Origin of the sequence: Ottowia thiooxydans (genome assembly GCF_040548795.1) — a bacterium.
GTDB lineage: Bacteria > Pseudomonadota > Gammaproteobacteria > Burkholderiales > Burkholderiaceae_C > Ottowia > Ottowia thiooxydans_A.
Map to the genome: position 1 here is coordinate 423,419 of NZ_JBEPSH010000006.1, position 15,613 is coordinate 439,031.

Genomic DNA, 15,613 nt, shown 5'->3' on the forward strand with positions numbered 1-15,613 from the left:
CTCTTGCCTCCCAGTTGCTGCGCCAATACGATCTCCGCACGCTACCTCTTCCCGTGCCTCCCATGGACACAAGTGGCATAGCACGTACCCGTGAGGTTTGCAGAAATTTTGATGTTCTGGTGTTGGACAGCTATGAAACCCACCAGAGCTATATCGACGGGCTTAAGCACTTGGCGTGTCGGCTCGCATTGATAGACGATGACCAGCGCCATGATCTCAGCGGGGCCGACATGGTCATCTGCTTTCGAGCTGGTTCGGAAAAGCTGGACTACGGCGCGCGACATCAATTGCTTGGCCCGTCGTACCTTCCTGTCAAACCCGAACTCCACGCCCTGCGAAGCCATAACCTTACTTTGGAAGAAACTCGCCCCATCGAACAAGTCCTGGTGTTTTTGTCTGGCAGCAGCATGGGAGCAAAACATCTCCAATCAGTACTCCAGGCACTCGATTCGACGAGAATTGAAGTTTCATATCTAGCGCAGGGCGAGCTGCCTTTCATGTCTTCATATCGCGCCAAGTACATACCATTCACTCCTGCCATCGAATCGGTATATGCACAGTCTGATTTCGTGATTTCCGGCGGCGGCCTCACCAAGTATGAATGCGCTTACGCCTGCATTACCAATGCTTGCCTCTCCTTGACTGATCTGCAGGATCAGGACACCCGGGAAATGGCCGCGCAAGGCCTTACGCTAGATCTTGGACCCGCAGACACTTCGGACATTGCGCGCATACGCCGCCAGATCCATGAGTTTATTTCTGACCCCAAGGCTTTGAGCGCCCAGCGCAAAGCGTTTGCGTCCAAGCTAGATCCCGAAGGCCCGCGTCGCGTTGCCCAAGCCCTTTCTGCCCTATGAACCCGCTTCAACAACACTATCAGCACCTGTTTCAGGCGCATGGCGACTCCGCGCAAGCGGTGCAATACACAGATTCGCCATCTCAGTTCCGCCGTTTTCAGGTACTGCGCGAGATAGCACCGGAATTAGGCTCAGTGGTCGACCTGGGGTGTGGGTTAGGTCACTTTCGCGACCACCTGAGAGCAACCGGATTCACCGGCAACTATCTTGGCCTGGACTTTGTGCAGGACTTTGTCGACTATGGCAATGCCAAGCACGCCAAAGATCCGCTCACTTCCTTTCAGCACTGCGATCTGCTTGGTGATGACTACCCCCAGGGCCATGATACTTATGTCATTTGCGGCGTCTTCAATAACAAGATGCCCAACAATGCTGGATTCATGCAAGCAGTCATAGAGAAGGCGTTTGCGGCTGCCCAAAGGTACGTGGCCTTCAACGCGATGTCCACGTACGTGGATTTTGAAGCTTCAGATCTTTACTACACAGATCCACGCGAAGTATTCGACTTCTGCAAGAAAAACTTAACGCGTCGTGTGAGCTTGCGCCATGAATATCTTGTTCGAGACGATAGGCCGCCTTTTGAGTACACCGTTTATCTTTATAAATGAGTGACACATGAACCAATCTGATGCCGCATTGGATGTGTTGTTGCATGACATGGATGCAGCAGACGCACTCTACAGGCCAACACCTTTCTGGCGAGCTGCCCTAACTCCATTAGTAGATGAATTGCGTGGAGACAATCTGCGACGATTCCGCTCCCTTCCTGGGCCATTGTCATTCTTCGTACCCACTTACGGATTTGCGGGTTACCGCGCAAACCCTCAAAGTTTCGATGTCTTGCGCAATGCTCTAAATAGCATGCAACTTAGCGATGCTCGGAGTTCCATGCACCTTGAGCGTCTGATATCAGGTGAAGCTCAAGCCGAATCGGACTATCGCACACTGCTAGCCTCCGATACACCTGGCGCGCTTTTCATTGATCGCTTCAGTGAAAGCCGTGTCGCCGATCCCATCGAACAGTTTGAGTTCGAAGGCCGCCGTTTCGGGCGCTCTTCACTGAACTATCTGCTTGGCCTCAGCTTTCTGAAGCGTCACTGCGACTTGTCTACCGTACGCACGGTGCTTGAGATCGGAGGAGGATTCGGCTCCCTGGGTGAGATATTGCTAGCCGATCCACGCAACGATATTTTCTACATCGATGTGGACATTGCTCCAACCATCGCTTGTGCGTATCACTATCTCGCGGCGATTCACGGCGACGCCGTCGTATTGGACTACATGAGTACGCGCAATGTTACCGAGCTTGATATTGCCCAGATGCGTGCCAAGTACCGCGCTGCCACCCTGGCTTCCTGGCAACTGCCAATGGTGCAGGGAAAAATTGATTTGTTCGTGAACTTCATCTCATTTCAGGAGATGGAGCCTGACGTAGTGAAAAATTATCTATCTCACGTCACTCGGCTTGGACCTCGGTTCGTACTTTTACGCAATATCCTCGAAGGCAAGGCCAAAGCCACTGCTCCAGGCACAGTGGGTGTCATAGATCCGATCAAGGGAGAAATGTATGACAGCTACCTGGAGGCCTACCAACTCTTAACCCGCAACACCATACCGTTTGGCTATAGAACAGTAGACGGCTTTCACTCCGAATTGCGACTTTACGAACGGCGATGACCTTGTTCACGACAACCCATGCGCATTGCCATACTGCAACCCACATTCTTGCCCTGGCTGGGCTGGTTCGACATTGCCGACCAAGTAGACTCGCTGGTCATACTAGATGATGTTGCATTTTCCAAGCAATCTTGGCAGCAACGAAACAGGCTGCGCACGCTAAATGGATTGGCGTACGCCACAGTTCCTGTTCTCACGAAAGGTCGCTCAGGGCAAACCATTCTTGATGTCGAAATCGCCGATGCACGATTTGTCAGCAAGCTTGAGCGCACGATCTCCGGAAGTTACGCAGGCGCCCCTTATTACAAGGAATTTTTCCCGGGTTTCTGCGAAGCATTGCGCAAAGCCGCGGCCACCGGCCGCCTATCAGAGCTGAACCTCGGAATGATCGTGTGGTTCTTCTCGGTCATCGGCATCTCCACACCTTGGCAAGCCAGCAGCACCTTACAGGCAACAGGCAAGCGAGGGGAACATGTGGCAGCCCTGTGCGAACTTGTTGGCGCAACTGAGTATCTGTCACCAGCGGGCTCCGAAGAGTATCTGCTACAGGATCGTGACGCCTTCGATCGACGCCATATTCAGGTGCAGTTGCACGAGTACATACATCCGCAGTATCAACAGGCTTTCCAACCTTTCATCCCATTCGCCAGCGTGTTGGATCTACTGCTCAACGAGGGGCCACGTGCGTTGGAAACGATACGCTCCGGCCGTCGCGCACCGCGTGCGCTAGGCAAGACAGAATTTGCAAATCTCCAGTTGCAAGGGAAGCTAGATGAAAACACCTGAAATTCGCATCTCGGGTCGTCCTATCGGTACGGCACATCCTCCTTATGTGATTGCCGAAATGTCCGCCAATCACAACGGCAAACTTGAGACCGCGTTAAAAATCGTTGAAGAAGCAAGCAGAGCCGGAGCTGATGCGGTAAAACTTCAGACCTACACCGCGGACACAATCACTCTCAATAGCGATTCAGAAGAATTTCGGATTCAAGGCGGCTTGTGGCATGGCAAGAATCTCTATGAGCTCTATCAAGAAGCGCACATGCCATGGGATTGGCATAAACCGCTGTTTGACAAAGCGCATAAGTTGGGCATCACGATTTTCAGCTCTCCCTTTGATAATACTGCAGTTGATTTTCTTGAAGACTTGAATGCACCAGCATACAAAATCGCTTCTTTTGAAGCGGTAGATCTACCGTTAATCAGGTATGTCGCAAGCACGGGCAAACCAATGATCATTTCCACGGGCATGGCCGACGCGGAAGAAATCCAAGAAGCCGTCGATGCGGCTCACGAAGGGGGTTGTAAACAAATCGCCATACTTCACTGCGTCAGCGGCTACCCTGCCCCAGCAGAAGATTACAACCTGCGCACAATGGTTGATAAGATTGGACGTTTTGGGCTCGTTACTGGCCTATCGGATCACACAATCGACAATACGACCGCGATTGCCAGCGTTGCACTCGGTGCATCTATCGTCGAAAAGCACGTCACGTTAGATCGTTCTGGAAATGGCCCTGATGACAGCTTTTCCCTTGAACCAGCGGACCTTGCGTCTCTATGCCAAAACGCCAAGGTTGTTTGGAAGGCATTAGGCAGAGTGGATTACGGAAGGAAATCGAGCGAGAGAGGAAATGCAAAGTTCCGTCGATCGCTTTACTTCGTGGAGGATATCCCGCAGGGCAGCACAATCCCCAACTCTGCTGTAAGAAGTATACGACCCGGTTATGGCCTTCATCCAAGATATATGAAAGAATTGATTGGTTCCATTGCTGTGCGTGACGTAAAAGCCAATACACCGACGACGGATCTTGATATCCCTAAGCGCCCAAAAGATTTTTGATTCAAGCATATTGACAAAATGAATCTATTTCTTTGTAATACACCCCTCCATTTGATTATTAGTCTGATGGTAGCTTACGACGAAGAGATGGCCGAAAGGCAGTCGATATTTGTGGTCATGGAGGACTCAGAGAATCTTCATGTCTTCGCCAAAGAAATCATAGACCCGAAAAAGTTCCAACTCATCTGCCTCTCCGGAAGATATAACCAAAATGGAATATTAAGCAAAATAATAAAAATAAAATCTAGCGCATCAGAAATTCGAAATGAGATTTCTCCGCTAATCAGTAATTTTTATATTTTTCACGACATCATCCCTGAGTCTCAAGCCTTTTTGAATCAACAGTACTCTCGAGGCAAAGAACCCATTGTTACTCTATTAGAAGATGGTGTCGCGCTATATGGACCTGGCGGAGTCTACTCTTGGAATCTTATTCAAACATTAAAAAATAAGCTCATTTCCGGATGGCGTTGGAAAGGTCTGAGTAGGGTGGGGACCCATCCTCGCATTTCAAGAATCCAATGCTTTTACCCAAAGCTACTTAGGGAAGATCTTAAGAGTAAATTAGTTTCTTGTTTACCAAAAAATCTCCCTTCGGAATTGAAAAGCCGAATTGATTCAAAGATATTTCTCTTAGATAAAAACTCTACAATAATTGCGCTTCCTTTTATTGATCCACGTCACACCCAGTTGCTCAACGGGCTCATCGAAAGTTCAATCCTATTTTGCATAGAGAATCAAACCAAGCCTGTTTTCAAATTCCATCCAAGAGAGTCAATGCAGAACAGTTTTGCGAAGGAGCGGCTGAAGGAGTTTGCCATTGCACCTCAATGGATTCCGATTGAAGTTCTTTTGTTAGCAAACTCAGAAGTTCACTCATTTATCAGCTCTAGAACCTCTGCCCTGCATATTTCAAAACATCTCTTTCCCAGTATGAGAATTGCTTATTTTGACGATGAAACCGATAGCAAAGGGTTGACCTGGATAGAGTTTCTTAATGCGGCGGGGGTTCCTTCCCTCAAAAGGAAAATCCGATTACCTACCACGTGCCATGCTGAATACTAAGCACAACCAACCTTACTATCACTTGCGGTTCAATGCCATGACCTACTTTGGACCCCTCGGCCTATCTTTTTAGATTCTGATATGCGTGTAGCAGTGCCCCGCACTCTTATTACCGGAGCAGGCTTCGCCGGGAGCGTCGTTGCTCGCGAGTTAGCCGATGCCGGTCGCAAAGTTCATTTGATTGATCGTCGCTCTCACATTGCTGGCAATGCATTCGATGAGCACGACCTGCATGGTGTTCAAATCCATCGCTACGGCCCGCACATCTTTCATACCAACAGCGAGCGAGTATGGACCTACCTTTCGCGCTTCACTGAATGGCACCCTTACGAACATCGCGTACGGGGAGTGGTGAACGGCAAGCATTATCCCTTTCCGATCAATCGTGACACTCTGAACCAACTCTACGGACTGGATCTAGATGAAGAGGGCGCTGCAGCCTTCTTGGATAGGGTGCGCGAGCCTCGCGACCCAGTGCAATCTAGCGAGGATGTCGTTCTCAATAGCGTTGGGCGTGATCTATACGAAAAGTTCTTTCTCAACTACACCCGTAAGCAATGGGGCGTGGAGCCCTCTGAGCTCAAAGCAGGGGTAGCAGCTCGCATTCCGGTTCGCACGAATACCGATGACCGTTATTTCACCGACACGTTCCAGGCCATGCCATTGCATGGCTACACCAAGATGTTCGAGAACATGCTCGACCATCCAAACATCACGGTAGAGCTAGGTGTGGAATTTTCAGAGGTGCGCCAACGCGCCGGGTTTGGCCACGTGGTCTACACAGGTCCGATCGACGCGTACTTTGACTATCGCTTTGGACGCTTGCCTTACCGCTCTTTGCGCTTCGAGCATGAGCACCTGCCGGGCGTAGAACAGTTTCAGCCTGTGGGTACGGTGAACTATCCCAATGACCATGCGTACACGCGCATCACTGAATTTAAGCATCTCAAGGGCCAACAACACTCCGGCACCTCCATAGTGCGCGAGTATCCACAGGCAGAGGGAGACCCTTACTATCCGATTCCCAATGACGAGAACGAAGCACTGTTCAAGCAGTACCAAGCATTGGCTGAAGTTGAGCCCGGGGTAAGCTTCGTAGGACGGTTGGCTGAGTACCGCTACTACAACATGGACCAGGTGGTGGGTGCAGCACTCGTAGCGGCTCAGCGACTGCTCGGGCAGCTTGCGCCTCAGATCTAACCCCCCCACCACAAGGCCTATGCGCATCGCTTTTCTCTGCAAACGCCGGTACATGGGCAAGGATGTCATTCTTGACCGCTATGCCCGTCTTTACGAGATTCCTTCTCAGTTGGCGCGACTGGGTCACGATGTGAGCGGTTACTGTCTTGACTACCATGTAGCAGAAGACGCGGGCGCCCCAGTTCGCTGGGCGCACGAGGCGGGTGGCGGTACCCTGCAATGGGAATCCGTTTCAGTCGCGGGGGCCCGTTTACCGCGTTTGCTGACATATCCTTGGCAGCTACTGCGTCAGCTGCGCGAATTTCAGCCAGATGTGCTGATTGGTGCATCTGATATTCCGCACGTGGCCCTGGCGAGATGGCTGTCTTGCCGCCTGAAGGTGCCGTATGCGGTGGATTTGTACGACAACTTCGAAGGCTTCGGCCAGGCACGCATTCCGGGCTTCGTGCCCGCCTTACGACGTGCCACCCGAGAAGCTTCACTGGTCCTCACTACCAGCGAGCCTTTGCGGCAATTGGTTTTGCAAGAGTATGGAGCTAAGGGGACGGTTATTTCCATGCCAAGCAGCGTGGACCTCCAGGTGTTCCGCTCTGGAGACAAAGCTGCCGCACGCCAAAGCTTGGGCTTGCCAGCCAATGCACAGCTATTCGGTACCGCTGGGGGGCTGTATCGTGACAAGGGGGTCGAGCCGCTTTATCAAGCGTGGGAGGCACTAGCCCAGCAGTATCCAAACCTTCACCTGGTGCTAGCAGGTCCCTACCGTCCCGAACTTCCCCCTCCGCAGGGCAGTCGTGTCCATCATCTCGGGAACTTGAGTCACGCCCAGGTGGCCGAGCTTTTCAGCGCACTGGATGTGGGGGTCATTTCGATTTTGGACACACCCTTTGGAAGGTACTGCTTTCCGCAGAAAGCGTATGAAATGCTGGCTTGCGGGCTTAGAGTGGTTGTGACGAACATTGGAGAAATGCGGCAACTTTTTGCTGGTACACCTCAAATCATGTTTGAAGCTGGGAATGCAGAGGGGCTCGCTGCAGCGGTATCGGAGCAGTTGACCAACCCTGCAGTCCCGTCCATAGCTATCCGTGATTGGCGCACGTTAATTGAACACATAGAGCCCGAGCTGGTTCACGCAGTAGCGAACCGCTAAGGTCACGCCCAAGCTATTTATGGCACGCGTCTTCAAGCAGGCGAGCGTAGCGCGCCGCAACATGGTCCCAACCCAGGTGCTCTCGGAGCGCCACGCGCATCGAGAGTGATCGCTGTGCAGCTTTCTCAGGCTCTCCCAACTGGCCAAGAATAGCTATTGTCAACGCTGCCTTATCGCGGGGATTGACGATGCATGCATCCGCATGAGTGCCAAAAATGTCCTGCAAGCCTGCTACGTCACCCGCGAGAGTTGGGCAACCGCAGGCCACCGCTTCCATCAGCGCGACCGGAAGCCCCTCTTGATCACCCGATTCCGCTTTCACGAACGGCGCTACAAAAAGCGCAGCATGTTGATAGAGGGCGGGCAGTTCCGTTTGCGGTAGCGCACCAACAAACTTGACTGCGCTTTGCACCCCAAGCTCTAGCACCTGGGCTTTGAGCTGATCCTCATCGGGACCGAACCCGGCGATAGTCAGCGTTACGTCCGGACGTTCGCGCAAGACAGCCGGCAACGCATCCAGCAGGAAGCGCAATCCCTTTTTCTCTACCAATCTGCCTACGAACAACAACTCACTGCGAGATCGATTCTGAGTCGCGTCGGGAACAAAGCGGTCAGCCATATCTACGCCCATGGGAATAACCGAGACGGTACTTTCGTTCACTCCCAAATTCCTAACTTCCCCGAGCATGGCGCTGCTGACCACCGTAGAGGCGTGTGCACCGCGAAACACCAGGCGCTTGAGGGTCTGCAACGCGGGCGCCCGCAAGGCATATAAATCGGCGCCATGGGAAGTGACCACAAATGGCGTAGCTCTTCCCGTCAACCGCCTGCACCAAAGAGCGAGCAGACCTTGAGGAATGAGCCAGTGGGCGTGGATGACATCTACTTTTTCACGCTTGCATAGACGCCACGCCCACCACGCCTGCGCGAGCACAAAGCTCGGAACCAGGAGTATTTTCCAGCGATGCAGTCGCAAATTGGTGACGATTCCACCGTCGTTTACCAACGTTTCCAGTTTCTCCGGCCCGTAACGGTAGCGAACGACCTCCACGCCATCAAAAATTTCGCGCGGCTTCGCACCGGGCGCATGCGGTCCAAGCACGATCACGCGAAAACGCCCGCTCAATCGCTTGGCGAGTTCGTGGACGAAACCAGGTTCGGGGTCTCCGTGCCAACGAGGGTAGGTGGAGGCCAACACCAGCAAGGTCTTACGCGGGGCCGCAGACGACTTTATCGAGGGCACTTACACGTCTCCAAGAATCTACCGCAAGCGCCCATTAGCGGCGATCTGAGGACGAGTCTTTGTACATGAGAGCAGTAATCTGCTCTGAGATCAGCCCCATCAGAAAAACCATCACGCTGCCGGTGTAGAGCAGGGCGCTCATATTGGTAAAGCGCCCCTGGTGCCACCACGTCCATCCGTACCACCCTGATGCCAGGGCAAACATGAGCAGGGCAACTGGCGCAAAAATCTTTAACGGTGAAAAAAGTGTGCCGATCTTGAAGATGATGAGCAGGAAACGAGTGCCATCGCGAAGTAAGCGTACATGGCTTTTTCCGATGCGCTTGGCCGCATGAATGGGAACATACGCCACAGAGTAACCAGCGCGAAAGAATGCCATTGTGCTGGTGGTGGGATATGAGAAACCATTAGGCAACAGATAGAGAAACTCTCTGAATTTTTCTGCCCGCGCCGCGCGGAAACCGGATGTCAGGTCTTCCACACTGTTTCCCGTCATCCAGGTGGCTAGGCGGTTGTATAGGCCATTCGCCAATCCTCGGCCCAGGCTCGCCTGAGAGCCTTTTTGTCTTGCGCCGACGACCATGTCGTGGCCATGCTCCAATTTTTGAAGCAAGCGCGGAATGTCTGCTGGGTCGTGCTGTCCGTCTGCGTCCATAAACACCAAGACATTACCGGATGCAGCACGTGCGCCGGTTTTTATAGCAGCACCATTGCCTTTGCTGTAAGGGTGATGCAGCACCCGAGCGCCCGCAGCTTCTGCCACAGCGGCCGTCTGATCGCCGGAACCATCGTTCACCACCAAGATCTCCACGTCCGGCCACAAAGCACGAATGCGGGTGACCGTGGTGCCCACAGCTGCTGCTTCATTTTTGGCGGGGAGAACGATGGAGAGTTTCATGCACATATGAAAGGTTGTCGCTTGAGCATCGTACAGATGGTATTTCTACCATGCCTATCTGGGGTTCGAGCCTTCACTGAACGAAGGGCGCGGATTTTCGATTTCATCCGTTGTTGGATAAGCACTCAATTGATCCTCCACTCGCTTTCGCAAATCTTGCCATTCCAATCGAGTAACTCCGCGTGGAAGCGGTGCATTTTTTAGAAGAGTTCTGAGTTCTTCGATCGCCGCGCGATCCCCCTGTTGGGATGCCAGATCGAGGTAGAAGCTAGCCATGCTGTACGTCGGCGACTCTTTCAGGCCTTTTAAGTAAAAATCCATCGCTGTTTGTACGTCACCATGATCCATAGCGACCAAGCCTAAGATCCAAAGCATGTTGTGAACCGCTGGACGGCTGCATTGATAGGCTGGCTGACTAATGAATGCCGCGGCAATCGCTGCGACCTCGTTAGTTGAAACTCCTTTGCATTCTTTACTTCTCACGGCATCCATGAGTTTCTCGACCAGATCAGTGGCCCACCCCTCATACGGCAACGTGGCAATAGCTCGCTTCACCTCAAGGAGCTGTGCTGAGTGGTCCGTTCCGGGATCTATAGCACATCCACTGACCAATCCTTGCAAGCGCAGCCCGACACTGTCGCGTTCATCCGCAACAAAACGATCCAACAACTTCTGCGCTTGTGCGCCACCTTGCGTGCGTTCCACGTCGTATGCGAGGTTAAGTATTGCCCTCACACTTCGCGGTTGCTCCATGGACCAAATTTCAGATGCCAAACTTCGATTGCCCCATAACGAAGTGTTCATCCAAGTGGTTCCGGCGAGAAAAACTATGTAAGCAACCAAAATGCAGCGCCATAGCGTCGCAGCCTTGCGGACAAGAGAAATTCCATAGACCATCGCAAACATCAACCCCAGCGCTGGTAAATAGTTGCGATGTGCAAAGTAGGGTTCCAAGTTCAGCCAGCCAGACTCCATAAGATGGCCGTAGAAGAACCATGCGAGCACCAGCCCTACCCACCGCCAGCCTACGTGCCAGCGCCCGCCCCACCAGCAAAGCAAGGGGAGCAACATGAGTACACCCCATATAGCCATTCCCCACTGTAGGGCAGGCGTATCCCGCAAAAGGAACTCGAATCGGAAGGGATTGAGGTCTGTCGGGAGGGGCAGCAAGAGCGCTTTCAAGTAACCCGCAAGCAAAATGCCTTGGCTTCCGAGGCGTTGCGATAAATCAAAACCTCGGGTCAGTTCCACGCAGGCGTGCCAGACTGCACGTGGAGTCAAACCAGCTAACAAACAAACGCAAGCTAGCAACAGGAACACAGCAGAAAATGTAAGACGCCTCTCTCGTGCGACGGTCAGCAAAGCTAACTCCAACACAAGTGCGTAGACAACAATCAGTGCACCGTTTTCTTTGGAGAAAAGTCCGAGCAAGCCAAAAAAAGCGAGCGCGGCGAGCGCACCCAACTGCCGCAACCACGACGCATCTATTGCACCCCGAATTTTCAAGTAGGCAACCAGCCCTGCCAGCATAAAAGCGCTTGACAACAGCGCCATGCGTTGCACGATAAACAAAACCGAGGTATTGAGAAAGGGCAGTACAGCCCACGCAAAGGCGACAGCGAATCCGATAAGTATTTGTCTTTTCGCGGTTTCGCCCATTCTTCGTGCCACCAAAACGGCTAGCCAAAACACCAGCAGCGCATTGACGATATGCAGTGCAATATTCCACTGCAAAAATGCCGCAGGTCTAGGCCATTCATAGTGCTGCAACGCAAAGGTTGCCAAGGCCAGTGGCCGGCCGAAAGGCCCCGCTCTTCCTTCCTGAATCCAGCGCCAAGCGGATTCACGATCCACTATAGTAGGTAGCGCAGAAAGGTTGCCTAAGTCGTCAAAGTGAAGAATGCCCGGCAGCGCTGGTCGAAAAATAAACCAGATTCCTGCGATCAAGGCAACTACAGTTGCCACGCAAACAAAAAAAAACCCGCCCTTCCAGGCGGGTTTTGAGGCCCTCAAAACCACTGGCTATTAGCCCTTGCAGCTTGCGGGAAGATATTTCCTAGGAATAGAACCATCGCAAGTCCATGTAACTTGCCCATTGGTATGCTTTGCGCCTCTCAAAGTAATAGTTTTGCCATCGGCTGCAGCGTTACCCACGGTGCGAGCAGTTGCCGTGATTGTGCCGGCACTGTATGCGACGCTGGCCACATATTTTGAGCTCTGAGTCTCGATCGAAACGCCGGAAGGCATAGTAGTCGGATTGACAGTGTCAGTAGCCGCGGCTTCCGAAACCGTCGTACGCGCAGACGAAGCCGCCAACATCACTTCAGACACGCGCGCGCGAATCATGTAATCCTGATAAGCAGGCAGCGCCACAGCAGCCAAAATACCAATGATCGCCACGACGATCATCAATTCGATCAGGGTAAAACCCTTTTGAACCATCTTCATTTGAAATTCCTCTCGATTTAATAGAACGGCTTGGAGACCATTGCATTGAGTGCGGTTTCGCACACGCATCAACTATGCATTCGGCGTGCCAACTCGGTTAGAGGCCTATTTCCGAGAAGTTTTTCACTTTTGCGGGCGGGCCGCCTTTGCGAGGTGACTTTTTTTGGTCGGGCGCCCGACATTTTTTGTCACATCTTCAGTAATAGTGACACACATTGCCTGAAGCGATTTGAGGAAAAAGTCGCTTTGCAACAAAGGTTTAGCCCAGATTTTTACAGTTACTTGACCTGCTGCTTACCCAGTTTGCGCGCCAAAGTACGCCGGTGCATGCCCAGGCGTCGCGCGGTTTCGGAAATATTGAAACCTGTCTCGGCCAAGGTCTGGTGGATGTGTTCCCACTCCAGCGTTTTGATGGAGCTGGTGCGGGCCGTGAGGCTCACGTCGGTAGAGCCGCCTGCCCGGCCGAAGGCGGCTTCTATGTCGTCTGTGTTCGAAGGCTTGGCCAGGTAGTGGCAGGCGCCCAGCTTGATGGCCTCGATGGCGGTGGCAATGCTGGCAAAGCCGGTCAGCACCACGATGAGCATGGCTGGGTCATGCTGGCTGAGGGCTTGCACGCAGGCCAGGCCTGAGGCCTCGCCCTTGAGCTTCAGATCTACGACCGCGTGGGTGGGCGCAAAATCTTGCAGCAACGGCGTCAGGGCGTCCAGGCTGGCCGCCACTCGAACCACGTAGCCCCGCCGCTCAAAGGAGCGGGCCAGCGTTCGGGCAAAGGCCGCGTCGTCTTCGACGATCAGCAGCTGGTTTGCTTCATCAGTCATCTTGGGCATCCTCTTCCAACAAGGCCAGTGAGACCAAAGGCAGGGTAATCCGGACCTCCGCACCACCTTGTGGACGGTTGGTGGCCCGCAGTTTGCCGCCCAGGGCGCGGGCCACGTTCACCACCAGGAAAAGCCCCAGGCCACCGCCGGGTCGCCCCTTGGTTGTACGGTAGGGCTCTCCTAAATAGGGGAGTACTTCTGCCGAAAAGCCAGGCCCGGCGTCGCGCACGACCAGAACCAGGTCGTCGCCCTCGCGCAGCGCCTCAAAATCCATCGAATGGGGTGAGGCCTCAAAAGCGTTGTCCAGCACGTTGTCCATCATCTGCTTGACCGCTGAATCCGACACCATGGGCAAGTCTTGCCCAAAGTGGTTTTGGTACCGCAAGTGGTTGTCAGGGTGTCGATGGCGCCATTCATGCACCACTTCATCCAGAAATTCACTCACCGTGGTGGCCCGTGAGGATTCGCTACGGGCCTCACCTGCGGAAAGCAAAATGCCACTCACAATGGCTTTGCAGTGGCGCACCTGGTTTTGCATTTCCGTGACATCACTGGCCAGCTCGGGGTCTCCACGCAACTGCGGCAAGTGCTTCCAGTCTCCCAAGATGACGTCCAGCGTGGAGAGCGGGGTTCCCAGATTGTGGGCAGCACCGGAGGCCAGCAAGCCCATGCGGACGATCAGCTCTTCTTCTACCGCCCGTTGACGCATGGTGGCCAGGCGTGCGTCACGCTGGCTCAGGTTGGCCATGATGCGGATGATGAAAAGCACCAGCAGTGCTGCGTTCAACACAAAGCAGATCAGCAAGCCCAGCATGTAGGGGCTGGCCAGGCCCCGGGCGTCTTCCAGGGGTAGCGCCAGGGGTATGGCAAACCGTGTCAGCCCCGCAAAGCACAGCGTGCTGACAACCACCATGATCCAGGCTGCGCTGGCTGGTAGCAGCACTGCACCCAGAATCACCTGCAACAGGTACAGGAAGACGAAGGGGTTGGCGGCACCGCCGCTCAAGTACAACTGCGCGGTCAACGCCGCCATGTCTACCAGCAGCACCAACAACATTTCGACGCTGGAGACCTCGCGGCGCATCTGGCCGCGCAACATGCTCAAGAGATTGAATGCAGCCAATGCTGCCAGCACCATCAGCATGGGCTTCACGGGAATATCGATGCCCAGGCTGAGATCCACCACGGTGATCGTGATGACCTGTCCCAGCACGGCCAGCCAGCGCAGCTGTATCAGTTGCTTGAGGTTGTTCAGGCCGACCAGGTCCGAGCCACTGGCTTCGGGTTCGCGTGCGAGCCCCCGTTCGGGTGCAGCCGGGGAAGCAGCGGAAGTGTTGGGCGAAAGGGGCATGCGCGATGATTCTGTAGGGGTCAGGTTTCACAATCCGTTCGCGCTGAGCTTGTCGAGGTGGCGTTGCGCAAGGCTTCGACAAGCTCAGCCCGAACGGTTATTTCTGTCTCAGCCCGAACGGCTATCCCTGTCTCAGGCCCAACGGTTTTTTCTGTTTCAGCGACACTCACCGTTTGACGGAAACCATAGAACCTCAGCTCGAACGGTTATTTCTTTCACAGCCAAAAAACGGGGTCGGGCGTACAAACCCTGCAAGTTCATTATGCTGCGCTCGCCTTCGGCTGGCGACCTCTTCGCCATACCCACACCAGCGCCCCTAGTAAGCCGATGGCCAGGCCATACCAGGTCAGGGCGTAGACGAGATGGTTGTCAGAAAAGCGTACGACGGTCAGGCCCGCCACAGGCCATACCTGGGGCCGGTTCAAACCTTCGGCTTCGGCGTTAAGCCTCATTCCCGAAGCGGCTTCCTGGTCTACAAAAAAGGGAGCTGTTTTGTCCAGCGCCAGGCCACGCGACAAGCTGAGTTCACGTATGTCGCGCGAATGCCAGCGGTCCGATGCGGGGTCATTGGCGCGCAGAAAAGCGCCTTCCGGTTCAGTGATGCGAAGCAGGCCAGTGATGCGCACCTCACCTTCCGGAGCCGGAGCCCCTCGCACTGAAGGATTGCGGGCCGCAGGAGAAACGAATCCTCGGTTGACCCACACTGTGCCTCCTTCAGTGGTCTGCAGGGGCGTCAACACCCAGAACCCGGCACCCAAGGCGGTGGTGGCCTGCACCAGGGCTTCGTGCCGATGCAAGAAGCGACCTGTCAGTACAACACGCTGGTATTCGTGGCTGTCGCGGCTGATTTGCGGCCACTGCGCTGCCACGGGTACGGACACTGGCTCCGCATGTATCCGGGCATCCACGCGGGCTACAAGATCATGCTTCCAGGCCCTGCGCTCCACCTGCCAGTTGCCAAGCGACACCAGCACGAGAAGCACAAGGGCTGCTGCCACCAGCCACGGCCACTTCGACTTGTGGTTGTTCCGGGCCATCAATGCGCTGGCCTGTGCATGCGGACCTG

General features: G+C 54.1%; 15 protein-coding genes. 8 read left to right on the forward strand and 7 right to left on the reverse strand.

What is annotated here, in order from left to right:
• The first annotated feature begins 62 nt into the window (after window positions 1–62).
• From ABIE13_RS16645 to ABIE13_RS16680, 8 genes are all read left to right on the forward strand, one after another.
• Window positions 63–857: a hypothetical protein gene (locus tag ABIE13_RS16645; protein WP_354445423.1), complete on the forward strand. Its 795-nt coding sequence runs from the start codon at window positions 63–65 to the stop codon at window positions 855–857.
• Window positions 854–1,465, forward strand: coding sequence for a class I SAM-dependent methyltransferase (locus ABIE13_RS16650; RefSeq protein ID WP_354445425.1), 612 nt, complete (start codon window positions 854–856; stop codon window positions 1,463–1,465). The genes ABIE13_RS16645 and ABIE13_RS16650 overlap by 4 nt, the downstream gene beginning before the upstream one ends.
• A gap of 7 nt (window positions 1,466–1,472) precedes the next feature.
• The gene (locus ABIE13_RS16655) at window positions 1,473–2,534 is read left to right on the forward strand and encodes a putative sugar O-methyltransferase (protein ID WP_354445427.1); all 1,062 of its coding nucleotides are present in this window, start codon (window positions 1,473–1,475) and stop codon (window positions 2,532–2,534) included.
• An 18-nt stretch (window positions 2,535–2,552) separates the two neighbouring features.
• A complete protein-coding gene (locus ABIE13_RS16660; protein ID WP_354445429.1) occupies window positions 2,553–3,320 on the forward strand; it encodes a WbqC family protein in 768 nt (255 codons plus the stop codon).
• Window positions 3,307–4,377: a pseudaminic acid synthase gene (pseI, locus tag ABIE13_RS16665; protein ID WP_354445431.1), complete on the forward strand. Its 1,071-nt coding sequence runs from the start codon at window positions 3,307–3,309 to the stop codon at window positions 4,375–4,377. The genes ABIE13_RS16660 and pseI overlap by 14 nt, the downstream gene beginning before the upstream one ends.
• A gap of 18 nt (window positions 4,378–4,395) precedes the next feature.
• On the forward strand, window positions 4,396–5,442 hold the full coding sequence (locus ABIE13_RS16670; protein WP_354445433.1) for a hypothetical protein: 1,047 nt from the start codon (window positions 4,396–4,398) through the stop codon (window positions 5,440–5,442).
• 93 nt (window positions 5,443–5,535) lie between these two features.
• Window positions 5,536–6,642, forward strand: coding sequence for a UDP-galactopyranose mutase (glf, locus tag ABIE13_RS16675; protein WP_436278429.1), 1,107 nt, complete (start codon window positions 5,536–5,538; stop codon window positions 6,640–6,642).
• 19 nt (window positions 6,643–6,661) lie between these two features.
• Window positions 6,662–7,789 (forward strand): glycosyltransferase family 4 protein, encoded by a 1,128-nt coding sequence (locus ABIE13_RS16680; protein ID WP_354445437.1) that lies wholly within the window; start codon window positions 6,662–6,664, stop codon window positions 7,787–7,789.
• Window positions 7,790–7,802: 13 nt separating this feature from the next.
• Here ABIE13_RS16680 and ABIE13_RS16685 read toward each other — a convergent pair whose 3' ends face one another.
• The 7 genes from ABIE13_RS16685 to ABIE13_RS16715 form a co-directional block, all read right to left on the reverse strand.
• A complete protein-coding gene (locus ABIE13_RS16685; RefSeq protein ID WP_354445439.1) occupies window positions 7,803–9,032 on the reverse strand; it encodes a glycosyltransferase in 1,230 nt (409 codons plus the stop codon).
• A gap of 34 nt (window positions 9,033–9,066) precedes the next feature.
• Window positions 9,067–9,930, reverse strand: coding sequence for a glycosyltransferase family 2 protein (locus ABIE13_RS16690; protein WP_354445441.1), 864 nt, complete (start codon window positions 9,928–9,930; stop codon window positions 9,067–9,069).
• A 54-nt stretch (window positions 9,931–9,984) separates the two neighbouring features.
• Window positions 9,985–11,895, reverse strand: coding sequence for a hypothetical protein (locus ABIE13_RS16695; protein ID WP_354445443.1), 1,911 nt, complete (start codon window positions 11,893–11,895; stop codon window positions 9,985–9,987).
• A gap of 60 nt (window positions 11,896–11,955) precedes the next feature.
• Entirely contained in the window at window positions 11,956–12,378 is a 423-nt protein-coding gene (locus ABIE13_RS16700; protein ID WP_354445445.1) for a pilin, read from the reverse strand.
• 278 nt (window positions 12,379–12,656) lie between these two features.
• Entirely contained in the window at window positions 12,657–13,205 is a 549-nt protein-coding gene (locus ABIE13_RS16705; protein ID WP_436278430.1) for a response regulator transcription factor, read from the reverse strand.
• Window positions 13,189–14,547, reverse strand: a complete 1,359-nt coding sequence (locus tag ABIE13_RS16710) for an ATP-binding protein (protein WP_354445449.1) — start codon at window positions 14,545–14,547, stop codon at window positions 13,189–13,191. The genes ABIE13_RS16705 and ABIE13_RS16710 overlap by 17 nt, the downstream gene beginning before the upstream one ends.
• Window positions 14,548–14,807: 260 nt before the next feature.
• Complete coding sequence (locus tag ABIE13_RS16715; protein ID WP_354445451.1) at window positions 14,808–15,584, reverse strand: SURF1 family protein; 777 nt, start codon at window positions 15,582–15,584, stop codon at window positions 14,808–14,810.
• Window positions 15,585–15,613: the final 29 nt, after the last annotated feature.